This is a genomic window from Fructobacillus papyriferae (assembly GCF_018437225.1).
Lineage (GTDB): Bacteria > Bacillota > Bacilli > Lactobacillales > Lactobacillaceae > Fructobacillus > Fructobacillus papyriferae.
In genome coordinates, this window is record NZ_JAAMFI010000001.1 from 433271 (window position 1) to 456574 (window position 23304).

At 41.0% G+C, this 23304-nt stretch carries 14 protein-coding genes; all 14 read right to left on the reverse strand.

Annotated elements, in window-relative coordinates; translation table 11 throughout:
- Positions 1 to 244 precede the first annotated feature (244 nt).
- On the reverse strand, positions 245 to 2956 hold the full coding sequence (locus tag G6R27_RS02075) for a mucin-binding protein (RefSeq protein WP_213819425.1): 2712 nt from the start codon (positions 2954 to 2956) through the stop codon (positions 245 to 247).
- 302 nt (positions 2957 to 3258) lie between these two features.
- Complete coding sequence (locus G6R27_RS02080; RefSeq protein WP_213819426.1) at positions 3259 to 3498, reverse strand: hypothetical protein; 240 nt, start codon at positions 3496 to 3498, stop codon at positions 3259 to 3261.
- A 149-nt stretch (positions 3499 to 3647) separates the two neighbouring features.
- Positions 3648 to 6629 carry a DUF1542 domain-containing protein gene (locus tag G6R27_RS02085; RefSeq protein ID WP_213819427.1) on the reverse strand — a complete coding sequence of 994 codons (2982 nt, stop codon included), beginning with the start codon at positions 6627 to 6629 and terminating at the stop codon, positions 3648 to 3650.
- 325 nt (positions 6630 to 6954) lie between these two features.
- Positions 6955 to 11244 carry a KxYKxGKxW signal peptide domain-containing protein gene (locus tag G6R27_RS02090; protein ID WP_213819428.1) on the reverse strand — a complete coding sequence of 1430 codons (4290 nt, stop codon included), beginning with the start codon at positions 11242 to 11244 and terminating at the stop codon, positions 6955 to 6957.
- Between the two features lie 441 nt (positions 11245 to 11685).
- On the reverse strand, positions 11686 to 12915 hold the full coding sequence (locus G6R27_RS02095) for a tyrosine-type recombinase/integrase (RefSeq protein WP_213819429.1): 1230 nt from the start codon (positions 12913 to 12915) through the stop codon (positions 11686 to 11688).
- Between the two features lie 2 nt (positions 12916 to 12917).
- Complete coding sequence (locus tag G6R27_RS02100; protein ID WP_213819430.1) at positions 12918 to 13118, reverse strand: DUF3173 family protein; 201 nt, start codon at positions 13116 to 13118, stop codon at positions 12918 to 12920.
- Positions 13099 to 14421 carry a Rep family protein gene (locus G6R27_RS02105; protein ID WP_213819431.1) on the reverse strand — a complete coding sequence of 441 codons (1323 nt, stop codon included), beginning with the start codon at positions 14419 to 14421 and terminating at the stop codon, positions 13099 to 13101. The genes G6R27_RS02100 and G6R27_RS02105 overlap by 20 nt, the downstream gene beginning before the upstream one ends.
- 164 nt (positions 14422 to 14585) lie before the next feature.
- On the reverse strand, positions 14586 to 15170 hold the full coding sequence (locus G6R27_RS02110) for a hypothetical protein (RefSeq protein ID WP_213819432.1): 585 nt from the start codon (positions 15168 to 15170) through the stop codon (positions 14586 to 14588).
- Positions 15170 to 16243 carry an ATP-binding protein gene (locus tag G6R27_RS02115; RefSeq protein WP_213819433.1) on the reverse strand — a complete coding sequence of 358 codons (1074 nt, stop codon included), beginning with the start codon at positions 16241 to 16243 and terminating at the stop codon, positions 15170 to 15172. Before G6R27_RS02115 ends, G6R27_RS02110 begins: the two co-directional genes overlap by 1 nt.
- Complete coding sequence (locus tag G6R27_RS02120) at positions 16243 to 16557, reverse strand: hypothetical protein (protein ID WP_213819434.1); 315 nt, start codon at positions 16555 to 16557, stop codon at positions 16243 to 16245. The genes G6R27_RS02115 and G6R27_RS02120 overlap by 1 nt, the downstream gene beginning before the upstream one ends.
- 323 nt (positions 16558 to 16880) lie before the next feature.
- Positions 16881 to 17441, reverse strand: coding sequence for a helix-turn-helix domain-containing protein (locus G6R27_RS02125; RefSeq protein ID WP_213819435.1), 561 nt, complete (start codon positions 17439 to 17441; stop codon positions 16881 to 16883).
- A gap of 1 nt (position 17442) precedes the next feature.
- Positions 17443 to 19680 (reverse strand): DEAD/DEAH box helicase, encoded by a 2238-nt coding sequence (locus G6R27_RS02130; RefSeq protein ID WP_213819436.1) that lies wholly within the window; start codon positions 19678 to 19680, stop codon positions 17443 to 17445.
- On the reverse strand, positions 19677 to 21452 hold the full coding sequence (locus G6R27_RS02135; protein ID WP_213819437.1) for a site-specific DNA-methyltransferase: 1776 nt from the start codon (positions 21450 to 21452) through the stop codon (positions 19677 to 19679). The genes G6R27_RS02130 and G6R27_RS02135 overlap by 4 nt, the downstream gene beginning before the upstream one ends.
- A gap of 310 nt (positions 21453 to 21762) precedes the next feature.
- On the reverse strand, positions 21763 to 23304 hold the full coding sequence (guaA, locus tag G6R27_RS02140) for a glutamine-hydrolyzing GMP synthase (RefSeq protein ID WP_213819438.1): 1542 nt from the start codon (positions 23302 to 23304) through the stop codon (positions 21763 to 21765).

Consider the following 23304-nt stretch of genomic DNA (forward strand, 5'->3'; position numbering starts at 1 on the left):
AATCGTTCGAACTCGAGAGTTACGGGTATTCATTCTTAGTGCGAATGTAACAGCAAAACGAAACGATTCACTGCCTGGCGATTATTTTAAAAAAGAAACGTCCAGATCCTATTCTCGTCTAACTCTCTATCAATATTGTAACACGATGAAAATTAGAATGTAACCATTCTGAAATAAAAGAATAACCTGAACGCAAAAAAAGACCAAGCACTTTCGCACTTGATCTTTTCACTGAAAGAAGACCTTAGTTCTTCTTCCGCATTGCTTCTGACATCAACCAGAGTCCTGCGGTTGCAGTTAGTCCAATCGTAGTCATCAGCAATGAATGGCTCTTTTTCGAAGCTTCTTTAGCTGTCGCTGGTAAGACGACATTGTTCTTTGTCGCATCGGCCACATGAGAACCATAAGCCGGATTGGTAGTCGTGGCCGTACCATTCAAACCATTGTCATCATCGGTCGATGGCGTGTAGTGATAACTGGTTCCTGGCGTCGTGCCGCCATTATTGCCGTTATCACCACCGTTGTTCGATGGTGTGTTACCACCATTACCACCATTGCCGCCGTTGTTCGATGGCGTGTTATCACCATTACCACCATTGCCACCGTTGTTTGGATTTGGTGTTGGGTTTGGTGTTGGGTTTGGTGTTGGGTTATCACCCTTTGCTGGATAAGTAACAGTGACTGTAGCATCCGTCATATCGGCCGTCACATTCACTAGCTCAACGTCTTGCTTATCAGGCGCATCGAAACCTTGCGCTGACAAATCAGGCGATTTGACATCAGCCCACTGGTTCGTCCCATCAACTTGCCAATCGGTGTAGGAGATCACCTCCCCACTCTGATCATCCACGATGGCGTCACGTGTAAACTTGACGTCTTGTTTAACTGGATCAGCCACTTGTTTTCCATTTTTATCCACGTAATTGATGGTACGAGTGATTGTCTTCTCCAACGTCTTAACGTCAACATTACCAGGATTGTCAGGCGTCACCTTGTGACTTCCCTTGTCCGCGTAGGTAATATCAATCGTCGTGTTATCCGAACTTGAAGCGACTGTCTGGGCAGCGACGTCCTTGGTACTTGGATCACCATAGCCACTAAGAGCTGGTGATTGTACATTGGCCCATTGGTCCGACCCATCGACTTGCCAATCATCATATTGAATGTGGCCTTGGCCATCGACCGTCGCACCGCGGGTAAAGTTAACCGTCTGGATAACCGAATCGGCCACTTTCTCGTGCTTCTTATTCCAGTAATTAATCGTCCGCGTGATGCTCTTCTTCATCGTCTTAGGATCAACAGGTCCTGGGTTAACTGGCGTGTAATGGTGGCTTCCCTTCGTATAGGTTACCGTTACCGTTGAGTCTTGCGAATCAGCAGAAATGTTGTCCGCTTCAGCCACAGCGTCTGGTGTATTGTAGCCATCGACAGCCTTCGGTGAGAACCTGGCAAATGACCCCGTCTTAGCATCTGAGCCAGCAACGTGCCAGTCACCATAGGTCCACTCACCGGTCACAGCATCTTGTTCCGCTGAACGTTCGAAATTCACAGTCTGAACTTCAGGATCCATGTTCGCCATTGGCTGCTTGGTATCCCCATCGACGAAGTTAATCGTACGGGTGACGGACTTCGAGGTGTCCTTGTCACCATGGTTAGAAGGTGTTCCAGGAGTGAGTTTGTCAGCGTAGGTGACGTTAATTACTTCATCTTGCTCATTCGTTGTATCATCCACTTTTGGTGTTTCAGCATCAATCTCAGTAACGGACTTACCATTAACCTTAGGATCTACATACTTATCTGATATAGTTTGAGGGACGTTAAGGGAACTAAATTGACTTAGCTCACCTTCGGCTTTCCAATCACTATAGCTCACATCACCTAGAATATCAGTTGTCTGCGTTCGCTGATACTTTATTTCTTGGACAGTGGGATTCTGAATGTCATGAGCCATACTGTCCAGATAATGAACGGTTCGTTTAATAGTCTTTTCTTGTTGGACAGTGGTCCCTTTCTGGGTACTTCCTAAAACATACCAGCCAGGTGTTTTATAACTACCGGCATCACCAGCGTTGTTCCAATCGTCCAAGCTTTTGAATGTTGTTCCCTTTGGGTTGGTCAATGTACCGCCATCTGCTTCATCTACCGGTGTTACAGAAGGATACTGAAAACCTTCTTCCTGAAAAAGATCAGTCAAAAAACTGTCGTCTGATGTGGGTATGGCGGGGAGTTTAAGATAAAAGCTCTTACCATTCCCGATATTTTTAAACATTCCAGATGGGGAGGAACCCATATCTGCAAAATCCACAAATGAAACATCTAAGTAAGTTAGGGAAGTACAGTTTTGAAAGGTATAGAGCGAACTGATTACTTTCTTACTTTTAAAACTTGAAAAATCAATTTTTTCAAGTGAGGAGCAATTTTGAAACATTGACTCAATATCAGTACAGTTTGGAGCCGTAAAGTTTGATAAATCAATCGATTTCAATGAGCTATCGCCAGAAAACATTTGCGAAGCGATAGACAGTTGATCAAAATTAATTTTATTAAAGCCAGAAATATCTTGAAGCGATGGTAAGTTAGCAAACATCATTGAAAGATATTGACCCGAATCAATCGGTTGGCTAATCACAACGTGCTCAGTGTCAGGAAAAAGTGAGCTGATATATTGATCGGGATTATTACCGAACGTTCCGGAACCGGTAAACGTGAAGGTTTTGCTATTTGGATCATAGCTGTAAGATATTCCCTGAATGGTTCCGGTAGTCGGAGTTGTATCTGCATCCGCCTGCATTACTGTTTTAGGAAAGATTGATGGATGTACTAGATTCGCTGTCAATCCAATTCCACCAAACGCCGCCAAAGAAGTAAGGGATAACGCCAACCCCTTCTTTTGTACCTTTGACTTTAACTGATGTTCTTTCAAATAATCGTTATAGCGTTCAATTCGTGTTTGCATAATATAAATCCTCCATCAATCAATCTCTTGGGTGCTTTCTTCCATAAAAAAAGCACCGACTCTTATAGAATCGGCGCGGCGCTTAAGATTAGAAGTGCTTTGTCCTCGGGCGTTGCCCGGGAAAGCGAATGGCGGAGGAGTTTTGTGTCACTTCTTCGTAACCCGTTCTTAACTCTCTATAACATATTACAACACTTTAGAATGATTTGAAACAATAAAGATACATAACTTTCTTATTTTTGACCAAAAAAGACCAATCACTCGGATTGGTCTTCGATTTACTTGTAGCATCGGGCCTTACATTAGCCCTTTCCCTGATTATTTTGATCACCGTTTGCCTTGGCAACCATTGAACTTGTGGCCGCCTCATGTGAGCTCTTGTGAGAAGCAGTGGTATGGTTAACGGCGACCTCTGAAGAAACGTGGCTATTTTGCTGGCCTAGTACGAAGGCAGCGGTGATCACCACGACTGCCGCAATAAAGACACCCACGATATAGTATTCACGCTTACGGGTAACATGTGCTTTGATAAAGTTTGTCATGGAGTACTTCCTCCTTTGACTCAAGAGTAGTCCTATTCACCTGCTTTTTCAAGCAGTAGTTCCGCTTTTTTATGATCCTACTGCGCCAACACGAACCAAAAAACCTCTGAAAATGATTCCAGAGATTCTTTTTACTTACTTTAAAATGCTTAATCTTCTTTTCGGCTAAACTTTTTGTATGCATAGGCGGAAATCGCCATTAACGAAGCGGTCATCGCCATCATCAAAGACCACAAATTTTGTGCAAGACGCATAGCGGTCTGAGGTAATTCAGCAGGCTTCTTCGAGCTGACCTGTGTTTTGTTGGCAAGTGTTACCGGACCATTGGTAGCCGTCGAATTGGACAAATTACGCCCGTCATTGGTCGTCTGGTTATCCTTCACATCAACGGTCAGACTGTTATAGCCAGTCTGCACAGCATTGCCCATATCATCTAGATTATCACTCTTATCAAGATCACCATGGGCCTTTTTGGCATCACTGTCCAAACGGTCCTTCGCCTTTTGCTTTTCGTCAGGGGTCAGATTATCCATGTGGTCAATCTTATCCTTATCCTTTTGAACGGCATTATCAATGTCTTGATGAGCTGCTTTCTTAGCATCGTTAAAGACGTCTTGGTCGCCCTTCTTTCCAGCGGCTGCCGCATCTGGTCCGTTGGTTGCCGCGTCCGTTGCCTTTTTAGCATCATTGGCATCTTGATCAATCTTGGCCTTGGCATCCTTCTTCTGATCAGGAGTCAAATCGCCCATATTGTCGATCTTCGCTTTGGCGTTATCGGCGCCTTTATCGATATCTTTTTTGACGTTATCTTTTACATCGTTGTGAATGTCATTTGTGCCGTCTTGATCCGCCTTTTTGGCATCGGCTGGTGTTGTCGCGTTATCAATGTTCGTCTTCGCCTTGTTGGCGTCATTATCGATGGCTGCCTTAGCCGCCTTCTTCTGGTCAGGTGTCAGGTTAGGTAAGTTATCAATGGCATTCTTCCCATCTTGTGCGTGACGGTCAATATCGGCCTTCGCATCAGCTTTCGCCTTATCGGTATCCTTAGCGTTTTCGGCATCGTCATCAATGGCTTTCTTACCATTGGTCGTTGCACTATCGGCATCGTTGTCGTTAGATGCGTTGTCGATATTCTTCTTCGCATTGTCGGCATCGTTATCAATGGCCTTCTTAGCAGCAGCCTTATCATCTGCTGGAATGTCACCATTGGCATCAATTTCGGCCTTCTTTTTGTCGGCCTCGTCGTTAATCGCAGACTTATCGCTGGCCTTATTGCCATCTGTATTGATGTTATTCTCGCCATCACTTTGGGCTTTGTTCACACCATCTGTGTCCGTGGCGTTATCGATATTGCCCTTGGCCTTTGATGCATCATCATCAATCTTTTGCTTTTCTTTGTCTTTATCGGCTTGTGGCAGGTTGAGCCCATCGATCTTCTTTTTGGCTGCATCCGCTGCGTTGTCGATTGCGGCCTTGGCTGCTGCTTTTGCCTTACCAGCATCTGCCGCTTTATTCGCATCGTCATCAATGGCTTTTTTACCATTGGTCGTTGCACTATCGGCATCATTGTCATTGGCCGCGTTGTCGATATTCTTCTTCGCATTGTCGGCGTCGTTATCAATGGCCTTCTTAGCGGCATCCTTATCGTTTGCTGGGATATCGCCATTGGCATCAATCTCAGCCTTCTTTTTGTCGGCCTCGTCGTTAATCGCAGACTTATCGCTGGCCTTATTACCATCCGAGTTGATGTTTTTTTCACCATCACTTTGGGCTTTGTTCAAACCATCTGTGTCCGTAGCGTTATCGATATTGCCCTTGGCCTTTGATGCATCATCGTCGATCTTTTGCTTTTCTTTATCTTTATCGGCTTGTGGTAGGTTGAGCCCATCGATCTTCTTTTTGGCTGCATCCGCCGCGTTGTCGATTGCGGCCTTGGCCTTATCCTTGTCGGCCTGAGTTGGACCAGTTGGCTCTGATGGCACGTTACCATTAATTTGCTTAATGCCAGCGTTCTTCGCGTTGTTCACGCCGTCAGTAGTCGTGGCATTATCGATATTACTATCGGCTGCCTTTCGATCTGCTTCTACCTGCTTCTTCGCGTTATCTTTATCCGTTTGTGGAATATTCAAACCATCAATTGTGTTATCCGCAGTTTGAGCAGCACGATCGACGTCAGCCTTTGCACCGTCTTTTGCTGCGTTGGCTTTGCCGGCAGCGTCATCGGCGTTATTCACGTTGTTATCAATGCCATTCAAGCCATTAACGAAATCCGAATCCGTTCCGGTATTATTGACTTCATTGTGGAAGTCCGTCTTTTGACCATTCGTCAAATTCTTCTTATCGTCAATGTTGGCATTGGAATTCTTCTTCATCTGGTCCAAAAGCTGTTCGTTAAAGAGCTTACCAAAGTCGTTATAACCCAGTGTACGAACAGACGAGAAGATCACGTGGTTATTAATTGTATTGGTATCAGAAGAATACATACCTGAAATCTGATCGCTATTTGTGATCTTAACAGGATCAATATCAATCGTCAGCTTTGAAACACCACCAACGGCACCGCCGGCAACGAAGCTATTACTATAAACACCGTTTACACTAGACAGTGGAGTCGTCGTGTTGTTGTGGTTCACAGCAGTCAAAACCGTGTTACTAGTCTTTTTGGACATTGAATTCGAGAAGGCCAAATCGAAATAAGAAACACGACCGGCACCCGACGTCGTAATCTGAGGCGACGTAAAGGTCAGTGACATGGTAAACTTTTTCGTTTCAGAATTATAGGTCAAGCCGTCGAAGGTAAACGTCGTTTCTGACTTAACACGATCAACTTCTTTTCCAGTTGCCTTACCTAACCAACCATCTTGTTCTGATTCTGGAACAGTTGATGTCTCAGGAGTTTCCTTATAGTGCTTAAAGTAATCGGTACTTTGACCAAACCAATAAGGTAAAGAAACATCATCCGCCGAGACCTTCATGGCCGCTGGATAATGTGGTAAAGCCAAGCCGGTCGCAACGCCTTGGGCACCTGCGCCAATTGTTAATCCAATGATTCCGGCAAAAAGCCATTTCTTGCCGGCTTCATACATTTTCACGTGTTCTTTTGCTTGAACTTGATTTTGATTCTTCAACAAAATCAATACCTCCCAATTCCCCTTACTGCTTTTTGTTGACGCCTTTTTGAGCAAACAAAAAGCACCAAACTTTGATTCAAAGTGGCGCGTTTCTTGAAATATTCAGGATCGTTACGTGCTCGTCAGTCAGACGGCCGGCGAAAGAGCTTTGGCAACAAGAATTCACTCGATTAGCCAACCACTCTTGACTTTTTCCAGTTTTATTATAACACTTTTATGTCGAATGCAACGTCCTTAATTAAAATTAGAAATAAATGACATCGTTTAGAATTTAACGTCATCAAAAAAACACCTTTCTAATTTGAAAGGTGTTTTCGTTGAGGATTTATTTTTCCTTACGGTTCTTCTTGGTTAGCAAGGTGAAAGCCCCTGCTAGCACTGTGAAGAAGCCAAGCACTTGGTTACCCATGTTTCGAGCAAGCGTGCCGGCCTTTGGCATCGCACTTGCTTGATTCATCGTCTTATCATTAATCGCCTGACTTGTCTGGAGGTTTTCGTTAAACTTCTGACGACCATTAAAGAGCGCCTCGTCGATGTCAACCAATTCATTGCTATCGCGAACAGATTGATAGGCGTTGTTGGCGTCATGATCCAGCTTGTCCAAAGCGTTCTTTCGTTCCTCTGGCGTCAAGTTCGTCATGTTTTGGATGCGCTTTTTAGCCTGATCCACTGCATGGTCAATGGCTTGGTTGGCAGCCTTTTTGGTGTCATCTAAAATCTTGGCCTGGCCATTCTTATCGGCTGCTCGAGCATCGTTACTATCTGTGGCCGCATCGACTTGACCCTTGGTCTTGTCGGCGTCTTGTTGGATGGCATCGATCGCCTTTTGCTTGTCGGCGTCTGGCAAGTTATCCATCTTCTTGACCTTGTCCATAGCCTTTTCAGCGTGACGGTCAATGTCTTGTTTGACATCGTCTTTCATGTCAGCAGTGATCGCCTTTTGACCATCTTGTTGTCCTTGGTCGATACCGTTTTGATCGGTTGCATCGGCGACTGCCTGCTTCGCGTGGTTCGCATCGTCATCGATCTTTTTCTGAGCGTTGGCTTTATCATCCGGTGTCAAATTAGGCAAGCTGTCAATGATCGCCTTGGCGTTCTTCGCTTCATCATCAATCGCTTTTTTGGCTTGATCCTTTGCTTTCGCTGAAGCCGCGTCGTTATCCATTTGATCATGACCCTTTTGCGCCGCTTTGTTCACCTCATCGTCATTTTGGCTACTGTCAACAGCCGTCTTGGCCTGATCAGCATCTTGATCAATCACCTTTTTCGCCTTTTCTTTTTCATCTGGCGTCAAATGAGGCAAATTATCAATATCTTTTTTAGCCTTCTTGGCCCCCTTATCGATATCAGCCTTCGCCTCGCCCTTACTATCGTTACGCTTGGCCGCATTCTTGGCATCGTCATCGATTTTTTGCTTTCCATCGGTTGTGGCATCCGTCACACCTGAAGGATTCTTGGCTTCATTGGCCGCGTCGATTTTTTGCTTGGCTTTGGCCGCATCCTCATCGACTGCTTTTTTGGCGTTATCGCGATCGTCATCGGATAGGTGACCAAGGCCATCAATGCTTGCTTTGGCACTGTTGGCTTCATCGTTGATCGCCCCCTTGTTCTTGGCTGAATCAACGTCTTGGTTCATCTTGTCGTGCCCATCTTCTCTCGCGTTGTCAAAGCCAGTACTGTCGGTAGCTGCTTCCACGTTCTCCTTGGCCTTCTTAGCGTCTTGATCGACCATGTCTTCAGCATGCGTTTTTTCTTCTGGTGACAAGTTGTTTTGCTTTTCGATGGTTTTCTTGGCGGCGGCGGCATCCTCGTCGATCGCTTTCTTGGCCGCATTTCGAGCTGCTGCATTCTGAGCAGCAGCGTTGGCATCCCCTTCGATTTTGGTTTTGCCATCCTTCGTCTTTTGACTCATGTCCGTGTCATTTTTGTTATTGTTGGCTGAATCAACGTCTTTTTTGGCAGCGTCTGCATCATTGTCAACGGCCGATCGGGCCGCTTCTTTTTCCTTATCCGTCAGACCGTCTTGCCCGTTAATGTTTTCCTTCGCCTGATTGGCGGCGTCTGCAATCGCATCTTTGTCTTTGGCCGCGTCCACATCCCGCTTGAAGTCTGCTGCCCCTTGTGCTTTCGCCTTGTCATTATCGTCGTTTGACGTTCCTTTATCGACTTCGCCCTTGGCAGCTAGCGCATCGGTGTCAACCTTATCCTTGGCCTTTTGTTTTTCATCCGGGGTCAGATTGTTCAAGCCATCAATGGCCGTTTTAGCATTCTTAGCATCGGCATCAATGGCCTCCTTGGCTGCTTTTTTGCCCTTCGCAGCATCGGCGGCGGCTGCCGCATCTTGGTCAATCTTTCCTATTCCATCTGTCGTGTGATTGTTAATATCTTGATCATTATTGTCACTATCGATCACGTTCTTGGCATTGGTCGCATCCTGATCGATGTTTCCAGCAACCTTTTCTCGATCGGGTTGTGGCAGGTCAGCCAAATTCTGCACATCGCTCTTCTTTTGAGCAGCTTCATCATCAATGGCCTTCTTAGCACTGGCCTTCTTCACATCGCGATTAATGTCTGCTTGACCATTATTGCCGGCCCGATCGATGTCATCGGCGTTCTGGGCATTATCAATATGGCTTTTCGCTTCTTTTGCATGCTGATCAATGTCGTTAATCGCCTTGTTCTTGATCTCTTCTGGCAAATTGGCCACCGCTTTTTTGGCCTTGTCCGTTGAATCGTCGATATCATGCGTGGCATTGGCCTTCTTAGCATCGTTATTCATGTCATTTTGACCGTCAGAAGTCGCATCGGAGATTCCTTTTGAATCCGTGGCATCGTCAATTCGGCCATTTGCCTTGGCGGCATCGGCTTCAATCTTCTTAATTGCATTCCCTTTGTCAGGTTCTGGCAGGTCCTTTACCGCATCTTTGGCACTATTTTCAGCATTTTCGATCGCTTGTTTCGCGGCTGCTTTGGCTGCTCCGGCGTTTTTCGCATTCGTTACGTCTTGATCCATTGCTTGCTCCCCGTTAGTTGTCGCGCCATCGATTCCGTTTTCGTCTGACGCGTTATCAATCTCACTCTCGGCTTTTCCTTGGTCCGCTTTAATCTGCGTAATGGCTTGTTCTTCATCACGCGTTGGTAAATGCAGATTCTTCACAGCGGTTTGATCGTCTTCAGAACGTTGCCGAATGGCATTTTTGGCTGTAGCCCGGCCAGCTTCTTTGTCGATATTATCGATACCAGCTTGACCGGCCGCTTTGATATCATCTTGCTTAGACTTCTTATCAATATCGGCTTCAGCATTGGTGACCGCTTCATTGACTTTATCAATGGCTTGCTGTTTTTCGGTTGAATCCAAGTGGTCTGAGTGATTAATCGCAGCGATCTTTGCCTTAGCCTCGCCTTCAACGGCATCTTTAGCGGCTGCTTTAGCAGCATCCGTATCAATGGTGTTGATCGCCGCGTCCTTAGCCTGATTAATGTCGGCCGTTGCGTTCATCTTGTCGATATTCTTGATGGCGTCGCTTGCATCGTTACCGACCTGATCTTCAGCCTTTTGCTTATCGGTGTCACTCATGTTAGACAAACCAGCGATCGCTTGTTTCTTATTTTCTGCTTCAACGCTAATCGCTTTTTCAGCAGCTGTCTTAGCGGCCCCAGCATTCTTAGCATCATCATCGGCTTGATTCACATTATTATCAATGTTGTTCAAGTCGTTAACAAAATCATTGTCCGTATTTAAGCCATTAACCTGTTTATGGAAGTTCGTTTTTTGGCTGTCGGAAAGATTCTTCTTACCATCGATGTTGTCGTTGGAGTTATCTTTCAACTGCTTTAACAAGGCATCGTTATACTGCTGACCAAAATCATCAAAACCGATGGTACGTGGCGATTCGAAAATTGGATGATAGCCAACCGTATCGGTTGTTGACGAGTACATGGCCGTAATACGATCATTTTTCGTCATCTTAATTGGATCAAAATTAATATCCAATTCATACTGACCACCAATATCCGACCCTGCATTCAAGGCATTACTATAGACGTGATTTTTCAATGCCAGTGTCGTTTTTCCTTTGTTACGATCAGGTTGATTACTACGTGTAAAGTAAACGTCGGTCGAACGCGACTTCTTATTCAAAGAAGAAGTAAAGGCAAGATCAAAATAGGAATTACGTCCAGAACCAGACAGTTCAGGAGCGGTATAGGTTAGTTTGACGGTAAAGGAGCCGTCAGCTTGGTTATAGGTCAACCCATCATATTTAAAGGTGACGTCATTCTTAATTTTGGTAATCTCGCCAGTGATATCCCCGGCTTTATTGAATTTTGCCTGTGCTGCTTCATCAATTGAGTTATTTTGGGCAATATTAAGCGGATCATACTTTTGGAAATAGGTCGTATTCTGATCAAACCAATATGGGCGACTACCATCATCAGCATCATCATTAGCCGAAGCCGTCATGCTCATTGGCAGAGCCTGCAAATGCCAATTCTTGTTCAGATTTTCAACACCTGCTGCCACCGTCAGTCCGATCACGCCAGCAAAGAGCCACTGCCTGCCAGCTTTGTACATTTTGATGTGTTGTATCTGGTCGTTATTTTGCTTTGTTTTCATCTTAAAATCCTCAACGTTTTGTCCTCTTCTCATGGTTGAAAAGATCCATTATAAAAAAAGGATGATACCGATTATTTGATCCAAAGAACGGCTTTGCTGGATTCCGTTGATTCGATTCGATTAGTTGGTGGCAACTGTCATCTTGAACAGTTTTCAGAAAACAAAGGGAATGATCGTCAATTTCCGGGAGGTAAAGTCAATTCATCGGCCAAAACGCCTATATAAAGCGTGATTAGCGTATCGAATTTATTTTACAACCAGCAGAACTTTTTTCAATAAGATACAACAGAACTGTATTTTTTGACATTGAAAAGTAATAAAAAAAGAGGCCAGTTGGCCTCTTTTTCTAATAAATCGACATTGATTCGATCCTTATTCCCACTCAATAAAAATGGTATGTGTCATAAAACGCTTTCTAGTGCCCTTATAGCGCCCTTTAGTTCATCTTGGCGACGCATTTGGCGACACTGCTTGATTTCCATTAAATGAAAATTGCTTGCTTGTGGCTAAATTGATTTGAACAACCCCTGCCATTTCGTCTGCTAATTCCGTATCAATACCATGCCAAAGATGAGCATAATACTTCAAGGTTATATCCGGCGAACTATGGCCTAATCGCTTTGAAACAACCAATACCGATGCATTCAATTCATTGATGAGAAAACTAACATGCGAATGTCGAAGCCCCTTTGTTTGAATTGGTGTGACACCCGCTGCCTTGGCATAACGCGAAACAATTCTTCCAATAGTAGACTTAATCATTGGCTTACCATCATAGGAAAATATAAAGTCACTTGTTGTATGTTCTGACTGACGACTTTTCCATTTTGCCAATATATTAAGCGTATCATCGTCTAAAGCAATTACTCGCTTTCCATCAGCAGTTTTAGTATGATTAACACGAGTGTAATTATTGCGGCTCCTTACAATAAGCATGTTATGAACTCGCAATTGATGGTTTTTAAAATCAACGTCATTCCAAAACAAGGCAGTGCCTTCATTAACCCGAACTCCTGTCATGTAATAAACCCACAACATTACAAAGCAAAGGTGCTCATAATAATCAGCAAGGTAAATTTTAGAAATGACTTGCTCAAATTCCGACCGCGTCCAATAGCTAACATCTGTTGTTCCTTTCGAAATTCCCTTGACCTGTTGGGCAGGGCTTTTATCTAAATAGTTTAATGAGACTGCAAATGTTAGTATTTTTTTTAACGTACCAAAAGCCATAGCAGCATAAGACTGGGCATAATTAGCTCCCTCTCGATCCAATAACCATATTCTAAAAAACTGAACATCATTAACAGTAATTTTACGTAACTCTTTTGATCCAAATCGATCAATAAGAGTGCATAAAATCGACTGTCTCGATTCATAAGTGTTTTCGGTTACTTCAGTTCGATAGTGCGGCATGTAAACTTGATTCATAAACTGTTCAAAAGTTATTGCATAATTTGAGTAGCCCTGACCATGTTTCTGTAACCAGTCGTTTTTAACACGCACCGCTTCAGCATGTGCTTCCTTCAGTGTTTCGAATACTTTCCCCGTTTCTGTTTTTCTTCCTTTTTTTCTGATGCGTTTACCTGTAACTCGGTCAGTCCCGAGACTTACTTCAAAATAATAATGTCCTTTTGAGTCGGTAAAAACATCCTTCATACTTGTCTTTGGCATGGCTAATTTCCCTCATACGAAAAGTTAACGTCACCCAAGACTGCTTTAACTGCCTGCGCCGGTACAACTGCTACTCGACGACCGGAATAAAATTCATAACCCTGTTTTACCATATATGCTTTGGCTTGTCGAATTATCCCAGCAGCCGTATAAGGAGCAAACCCTGCTCTTATCAAGTCTTCTTTATTTATCATTTCCTTCATGATTTTCCTCCTTACTCTGTTTAATTATTTTGGAAACACTTTCATCATTATTTTCAACCATTGCTTTAGTGAAAAATTGTGTTGTTTGTTCTCTTGAACTTTGAATTAAATTCTGAGTATGATTGATGTTACGCTTTCCCCCTGACCATTTATTTACTACCCTATTTTCTTTATCCAAATCATAATGATAATGTCCATCGTATCCCTTAAAAGGTAATGCCGGATAAATAAAATCATCGTCAAAGTACAGCACCGCTGTTAAGCGCCGTAATAGTTGATCAAAATTATCATCTATCTCAAACACTTGTAAGTCTTCTACAAAAATATTAGGAGCTAATGGAGTAGTAATAATGTAAACGTCTACTTGTAAATTCTTGTCAGCATAGCGTGATCCGACCGATACTTCCGTTTCCCACGGATCAAACATCCGCAAAAGTTCTTCATATGAAAAGCTCCCTCTTGGCCTAATATCGTCCAAAATAACCTTATGAGCAAAAGTTTTAGTATAATTCTGAAACGGATCACGATTCGACCCCGTAACAAAGACATCACCATCATCCAATTTAGCCAAATAATCTTTAGCATATCTCGTCTTCCCAGCACCGGCTAATCCGTAAAACCAAAGAACTTGGACTGGATTTCCAGTTTTCTTCTTGTTTGCATACCATTGTTGAGCATTCAATTCCATACGAGTTTGATAAGCTGCTTGAAGTTTTGCCCGGTGCTTGCCTGTTATTCTCCCCGGCAAAACATTAAAGGCCTCAATAAGCGTTAAATTGCCGTCTAAGAGGTCATCAAGGACTTCATTCAACATCGCTCCATCTTTTTTACCCGTTCTTTGCTGAATACCCTGTTCAATTTGATCCATTCTTTTAACAAAATTAAAACTAGCCATGACCTCTTCTAAACCATACTGATAACGTTCTGCAGCAGCATTTGTACGATGTACAAGGTAAGAATACATATTATTCGCTGAACCACGCCATTGATCTATATATTGTGGTTCAACATTCAAAGACTTTGCAAGTTGTTTCAGGGAAACAGGGTTCTGAAAACGCAAAGCTAAATGAAGATGAACGTCAACCAAACTGCCATCATCCTTAACATCTTTGTCATGAACAATGTAGGCATACTCTAATGGCTTAATAGCTGATAAACGTTTGTTCAGGCCATCTAAGTCATAACCTAAGTATTGCAACTGTTGTACAAACATAAATTGACGATATTTTTTCCCTTCTTCAGCATTAATTAACTCTGGTTCACTTCTATCAGTCATTTTTAGACTTTTGTTGTTCATTATCATGTCACCTCCTTTTGTGGAACACTGGAACACCATTCGATTGACATAATAACAAGCCCATGTCAATCAAGAACGCTTTGACAGAGGGGCTTGGTAAAAAATTGGAACATAATTACACATCTTGCGGGGCTTTTTCGCTGTTGCCTATAGGCAAGCGAAAGCCCCATTTATCGAACTGGTACTTCTGTTCCTTCAATAACGAGACTGTTTCCCTTACGCTTTAGATTGGATAGCGTATAAGACTGTGTCATACTCACCAACTGAGAGACCAAATCTTCCGTTGAATTGAAGATTAACCGTTGAGTTTCGTGGTCATTGGGCAAATTAATCACTAAAGTAAGATTCTTACCTTGTACATTGACATACGCCCTTTTTGTAAAGTGGTTGTATCGATCGATCAGATCACCGTTGCCACTCATCTTTAAGTAATTTCGAAGCGTCAAAGTAAGCCTAACAGATTCTTGAAGATGGCTAACTGAATCATATCTTAATCGATTAATAATTTCTGGACCGCTAATGAACATAACTATCAATACTAATAGCAACAACAATGCCGCCAGTAGATGTACAGCCAAAATCATAAAATCAGCAGTGTTATGAATAATTTCTACGAACATCCCTGTCTGATGCTTCACTTGTAACAGCCATCTATTAAGTATAAAAAGCAAAAACATTATGATTGTATCCCACAATGATAACTTCAATAGACTCTTCAATAAATCAATAACTTTAAAAAAGTACCCCTCTCTCATCACAATACCTCCTTTGTCTTAAATGAAGGCGTAAGCAATGGTAACACTTGATATGGATGCTCCGAGTCGATAATCTGAATCAGTCCAGAACCAATTCCTTGTGGCACGACAATGCCATTAGGATCCAAGTCAGGCATCAGGAAACTGGTTGTTCGACTATTGATATTACCAATTTGAATTAGCACATTTAACTGTTCCCTAGTTGCTGTCGAAAGGGCATGGGCATCGAAGCGCTGAGATACCAAAATTAAGTGAACGTTTGTGGCTCTTCCTAAGAGCGCTATTTGTGAAATAACGCTTTGGAACGCTCCAGCAACGTTCTTTGCTACATTTTCAGTCAACGCAAGTAATTCATCTATGACAATGTAGTTATGCTCAAATTTAGCATTCGGATCTTTGTATAATTCTCTTTGACGGTCGTGAATTAGATCCAAATGTTGACTTAACATTGCTGTAACTGAGGAAACAAAATCGTTTTGATTTTGCACCTCTACTGGTGCTATAACCGGAATATCAAATTTTCGAGCAAAACGGCTTGGACTATCAAGCTTTGGATCACAAATCGTGATAGAACCTCTCTCCTTCAATAAGTAAAGCAAGAAAATAAGAAATGTTGATTTACCAGATCCACTTTGCCCAGCAATACCAATATGATTTATCTTATCTATATTAATATCTAAGTTCTCCATTATTGGTAGCTTATTGTTAACCCATTTTTCAGTAAACTCATCGATATCATCGATTACAAGTCTTTTCGCATTTCCCTCAACCCAGGGGAAGAAAAGAGCTCTTTGAGTATGAAAGTCTTGAGAATGAGTTGGAACAAAGTAAGCACCATTCTGTTTCAATAAGGTCCAGTTTGGATAAAGAATTGCGCCACTAATCCGATAAATTTTATCGTACAAAGCTGAATCAACCACAAAGCCCGCTGGAAGCCGGGGGATGAACCAGAAGCCATCTTGATTGGCTTGAATATCAAATGCATGGTTATAAGATGTCTCATTATCAATATTTAGTGCTAAATTTAATGATTGAATCAACTGCGTTTCAATGTACTCATAAGATTCTTGCATTACTTCACCTCCTTCACGGAAGAGGCCTTAAAGTATACGTTAGTCCGAATTTCTAAAGCCTCTAACTGCTCCAGGGCAACCTTTCCTAAGAATTTCGGTACAGTTGGTTCTGCATCAAATTTCACATTGAATGGCGGAAGTCCCTCTTGAACAAAAGTTAGCTGATATCCGGATACTTCATTAGTTGGCTTGTTGTCCTTCCACTTGTATTTGATCTCCGCGTTGGTGGACACGCTATAAACAGGCTTTGCCGTTGAAACATATTGAGCAGCAGTACTTTCCAGATACTGGTTGCTTTTATTAACGATTTTCATATAAAATTCCTCCTATATGACTACTCGTAACGATACGCCGCTACTACAGTGACAATGTTAATCAAACATATAATTGCGTATTACATTCAATCGACTTTCTTATTTTGATTAACGAAACTACAAAGCATAACTGCCTTGTGTTGTTAATATTAGTTGGTCTTCCTTTGAATCAACACGACACGCAGTGAGGCACTTCTACAAACTCCTTTAGGACAGGACTTAAAACTACATTGCAATAAAAAATATGATATTTTTTTTGTTCTTTTAACTGCTCCAAACAAAAAAATCCCCTCAATAAATGAGGGGATTTACTAAATTAATTTTCAATTATTTAATTCTAATCGATCCATTAAAGATTCGATATGTTCAATATTATCAAAATATGAATCATTTAAAATAATTTTTAATTTTATTCTATCTAAGCTATTAGTTAGATTCCATTCATATAAGTTAAACATTTCATGTCTAATTATTGGATTCAATTCTAAGCCCATGCAAAGCTTAACAAAATTTTTTCTACTGGGCTGATTGCCTCCCGACTCGATACGTTGAATGGTTTTAACTGGGATTCCTGCTTTTTCTTCTAATCCTTCTTGAGTTAATTCCTCTTTTTGTCGTAAATACTTGATAGCTTCATGAAACGTATTTGGCAGATTTTCCAATATTTTTTGCGTTCCTTCTGCTAATTTATTGATTTCTGAAGCCTCTTTGCTCAATTCCCGATCGTATTCTTCAGGATTAAGCACATCAAGTTTTTTAGATTCAACGTATTGAAATTGGGGTACTGGGTTATTACTTTGCAACTTATCTAAACGTATAGTGCCAATATGATCTTCATGAAGCATTTCTTTAAAATTACGAAACTTTTTCATACAATCAAACATTTTAACTATCCTTATTATTAAAAAGTTCTTCGATAGGCTTCCAATAATCACCAGTCATTTCATCGACCCAATCACCGTTATTAAGATAATATAGTTGCTCATTTAAGTCTCTAACAAAGGCCCATTGAATATTATGCTTTGAAGCATACTTTTTTAGGGCTTCATACTTAGCTGGAGCATATGCATCAATATTTTTATCATGTCCCTTAATGTCTTCTCCACCTTTTGTTTCAATGATGTAAATGTTTCCATTCTTCATCTTGATAATAAAGTCCGGATAAAAATGGGAAACGCCGCCATTTGTTGTATAAACAAGTGAAAAATATTGTGGACCCTTATCGCCATTTTTATACACGTAATCGATATTTTCAGGGTGATCCTCAACCCATCTTTCCATCAATTTTTCAACCAAACTTGGACGTGTGTTGATTGTAGCAGACGTATATTTTTCATATGCATTCGTTTCTATAACCGTTGAATCAGATTGCTTTGGATTATAGGTATAACGTTCAGTCAAAGGTATTGTAAAATCATTTTCTTGAATATTTTGTAAATCAAGACTTCCTTGAGTAGCTTGCAATACATCGATACGTCTAAACTCATTTCTTAGTTCTCTCCAATTATTTAAAATAAATGCTGTCCACTCATTGGCATCTAATTTTAGAATAGCGTTATCTGAAGGCGCCCCTTTCCATAAGAAGAAGCGCTTTAATATAGCTGTAACCCTACGTATTGGTAAATGCAGCACTCGACTAAGCTCATGAGAAGCATGTAGTATGTCAATATGGTTTTCTTTATAATCGGCCAATACCAAACGTTCATGATCACTAAGCTTTTCAGCGTTTTGCAAAGTATCAAAACGTCCTTGTTTAAACGTGGTAACAAGTTTATTTCCCATCTTGTAACCGTGATTTTTCAATATCATATAATTTTCATCTAAATCATCTGTGAAATTAAAACGTTCCTTTAATCCATCGTAAACATTTTCTAAAATTAGTTTTTCATTTAATATTGCATCATATTCCAAGACACGTTCAGAAATCAACTTTAAATCTTTTGCTTTATCTTTAAGTTGAAGCATTGGCGTTGGAACAACCGCACCACCTTGAGCAAATGCTCCATTTAAGAAATCCACATCAAACGTATAAAGGTATGCATTATCTAACACATCTACATTATAATGTCCTCGCCAAGGCTGAGGCATACGTCGAATTCTACCAAGAGTCTGAATGGTAAACTGTTCTCCCATATTCTCACGAATCTTAATAAGTATTTTAGCTCGTGGAGCATCCCAACCAGTAGCAATTGCTTGCTTTATTATAAGATACTCTACTGAACTATTAAGATTTGTTACATCAACAATGTTTTTTTTCCGCTCTGAAAGCCAAATTCCTAATTTTCCATTATCATAGGTTTTATTCATATTCTCTTGTAAAAAATTTTCTATTTTTAGAGATAAGCCCGGAGTAGATTCATCTGGAAGTTGTACTAATACTAGTGGATTTATATCGTCAATATTTAAATGATTGTACTCTTCAAGTATTTCTTGCCGCTTTTTTTCTGCCGCGTCAAAGAGTACAACAAACTCATCTAAATCATCATGACTAGTGTCAATGTTTTCATTAACGACAACAGATTTGGTAATAAGACCTGATGCAATAACTGTTTCTTCCGGTACTTCATAAAATTCAGTAACATTAGGATTTTTAGGATCATCAATTGTAGCTGAAACTCGTACCATTTTAGCTGCGTTAAAACGGTCAATTATATCTCTGGCCTTGTTAGTGTTATTACGGTGTGCTTCATCAATAATAACTATAAAATGTCTATTGTTCTGATTAGCCTTTTCTATTTTGTCAATAAGACTATCATGCTCACTAACAGTTAGCATCGCTTTTGTATTTGCACCCACCACTCGTTCATAATTGATAAATGTAACCGAGTTTCGCTCAAATCCATTCAATAGAGCATCATCCACTGACTGAGCAATGATACTAGAAAAATCATTAGCTTTATTATAAGACTGCTCTTCGAGTTCACCCGCACCAGGAGTGAACCAAACAAATGCGACATTATCGTTAACTGATCGAATATACTCATCAATCCATGATAAAAGAACAATAGTTTTACCTGCACCTGTTGGAGCTTTTATCACCAGCTCATTTACTCCATATTCTGGTGCAGTAAATGTCAAGAGCTTGTCAACAGCGTTTTGTTGAAAATCTTTTAATTCAATCATTTAATCCACAACTCCGATCCAAAAAAATAGTTTGGTATTTCTTGTATTTCGATTTGCAACTCTCTCAATACTTGATTTTGCTTTTGATCAATAAAAATGTCCGGATGCATAAACAGTGTTGAATTGCTAATCAATTGATTGTTATTAATCAAAGTTTCCAATTGCTCTTCACTCAAAACAATTTGAACTTTGGGATTATTAATATCAAGACCAAATTCTAATTCAACTAAAGGTGTTACATAACGTAAAAGTTCATATTCAAGAAAAACATTAGGAAACTTTTCTTTTACTACAAAATTTGTTTTGTAATATTTTAAGTTCATAGGAACTTTTTTATTTATATTCTGCATTCTCTTATATGTTGTGTTAATAACTTCGTCATTTGTAGCTAGAATAAATTCTCTTTTACCCTTATCTTCACTATTTAATTCAAGAACCGCTTCCCCAGTAGTTCCACTTCCTGCAAAAAAATCTAATACAATTCCATTTGGTCGGTTAGCCCACTTCAGCAACTGTTTAATAAGTCTTACTGGTTTTTTACCATTTTTTAACGAAACCCCTCCTTCCTTTCCAATATTTCCCATATCAATCCAGAAGCCCTTCCAAAAATCGCCTCTAGTTGTTGAACGCCCAAATACTGGCTTAAAATCATCTGTCCAATGGTATGTTGGCTCCATTGTCGCCAAATTAATTGGCATGTTATTCGCAATTGTCAAATAATATGGATCAGATCGTTTATCTGATATATATTTAATCCAATTATCTTCAGAAAGTTTAGCAATGACATCTTCTGGAATTTTAGGAACTTCATTTCTTGAACGTGCCAATCTGGCAACATTTTTTTTAGCAAATTCACTAAACACTGGCGATTGATCAAAATATTTTGCAAAACTTTTCAAAGTAAATCGTTCTTTAGGATCCGCAAGTCTCCCGAATTCCTTTACAAGGTCTAAATTATTTTTCAAGACATCAATAGTTTTTTCAATGCTTCCATCATCATTTAGAAACAGAGAAAAATGTGTGTCAAATCCAGGAACCAAGTCAAACAACGGTTGTCTATTGGTATTAGTAAAGTCAGATGCTGAATAAACTAAGATATATTCCCCATTCTTAACTAAGCCACCTTTTTTGGCTGCTGCTACTTTATTACCTGTAGTAGCTGACAATTCAATCATCAAACTTTCTTTAAACGAATTTTCACCGAACACATCATCCATTAATAATTTAAGTTGAGCAAATTCCTCATCACCGATACTTACAAAGATAACCCCATCCTCTTTTAATAATTTTTTTGCAAGTTTCAATCGGTTCGACATAAAGCTCAACCACATAGAATGTTTAAAAGAATCATCTTCCCTTACAAATCTATCATTATATTTAAAATCTTTGTTGCCAGTATTGTACGGAGGATCAATATAAATAACATCAATTTTTCCAAGATGTGTTTTTTCTAGTAAGTGTAAACTGTGTAAATTATCACCTTCTAAAAGAAAATTAAACTTATCTGTATCAGATGAAGAATTTATTTTTTTCTCTTGATTCTCAGTGAATACAGGTATTTTAAATTGCATTTCTTCTTCAACTTTTTCCGAGTGCTCTTCCCAAACCAATCCATATTTTTTTGTATCAATTATTTGAATTAATTTTTCAAGCTTATGAATATCACTTTCTCTTGATTCTTTTTGAGCTTTTTTAATTAATTCCTTGACATAAGCAATGGCTTCTTCTTTTTCATTTATATGACGTCGTTCAATAAAACTATTATCAGACATAGAAATCTCCTATCATTCTTTAAGATCAATAATGGTTTGAATATTAAAAAATACCCTAAGTTGTACCCAACTTTATCATCTGATGATCAACATATGGACACCCTAAATATACCAAATATATGAATAAATATCGAAAATATTAACTAAAAATATATACTTAAAATAAAAACCCTTATCTCATTATTTGAGTAAGAGTTTTTTGGCGACAATCCTGGCGACAATTTAAGTTAATTATCGCTATTTCATGTCTTATGAATTTTATTCAAATGCAGTTAAATCAACCTATTCGGCAGGATAACTCATCGTTCAATTATTCCCATTCCACTGTTGCGGGTGGCTTAGCGGTAATGTCGTAGACAACGCGGTTGATATGATCCACCTCATTAACGATCCGTGACGACACCTTTTGCAACAAATCCCATGGCAAGCGGGCGAAGTCCGCTGTCATGCCATCGATTGACGTAATGGCACGAATGGCAATCGTGTATTCGTAAGTCCGAAAATCCCCCATGACCCCAACGGACTTGTTGTTGGTCAAAACGGTGAAGTACTGCCAAACATCATCTTCAAGCCCAGCTTTGGCCACTTCGTCACGCAAGATCCAATCCGATTCGCGGACGATGGCTAAACGATCTTCGGTAATGGCGCCCATCACACGGATTCCCAGGCCAGGACCTGGGAACGGCTGACGCCAAACGAGTTCGTGGTCCATGTTGAGCTGTTCGCCCAATTCACGCACCTCATCTTTGAAGAGCGTGTTTAATGGCTCGATCAATTTGAACTGCATGTCTTCAGGAAGACCACCGACGTTGTGATGCGACTTGATCGTCTGAGCGGTTTCCGTTCCAGATTCGATCACATCCGTGTAGAGTGTTCCCTGCGCCAGATAGTCCATCCCCTTCAGCTTGGTTGCTTCATCGTTGAAGACCTCAATGAATTCGTTACCAATAATCTTACGCTTTTGTTCAGGGTCAGTAATCCCGTCCAACTTGGACAAAAAGCGATCCTTGGCATCTACCTTAATGATGTTCAACCCAAATTTACCACCAAGCATCGTCATCACCTGTTGGGCCTCGTTTTTACGGAGGAGACCATGGTCCACAAAGATACAAGTGAGTTGGTCGCCAATGGCTTTTTGCAAGAGAACACCAACAACTGACGAGTCAACACCACCGGAAAGACCGAGCAGGACTTTTTTATCGCCCACTTCTGCTCGAATCTTTTCGATCTGTTCATCAATGAATTCGGCCATTGACCAAGTTGCCTTGGCACCAGCCACGTTCATAACGAAGTTCTTAATAATTTCTTTTCCGTGCTCTGACAAAGTCGTTTCGGAGTGGAACTGAACCCCGTAAATCCCGGCTTCATCGTTTGCAATGGCAGCGATTGGTGTCTTCTCAGAAGCGGCGGCCACCTTGAAGCCTTCTGGCAACTTCGTCACGTTATCCGAGTGGGACATCAAGACGATTTGCTTTTCGGGCGTGCCGGCAAAGAGCTTGGATGGGGCCGTCAGGGTGATTTCGGTCTGACCGAATTCCCCGTTGCCTGGATTGGCTTCGACTTTTCCGCCCAAGTGCCAGGCAATCAACTGCATCCCGTAACAAACACCCAAGACTGGGATGCCCAGTTCAAAGATTTCCGGATCGATGGTAAAGGCGTCTTCGTCGTAGACGGACTTAGGACCACCGGAGAGAATAATCCCCTTTGGATTGTATTCCTTAATCTCCTCAACCGTCATCTTATTTGACTTCAGTTCGGAATAGACACCGAGTTCGCGGACGCGGCGGGTAATGAGTTGGTTGTACTGAGAACCGTAGTCCAGCACTAAGATTTTGTCATTTGAAATGGCCAT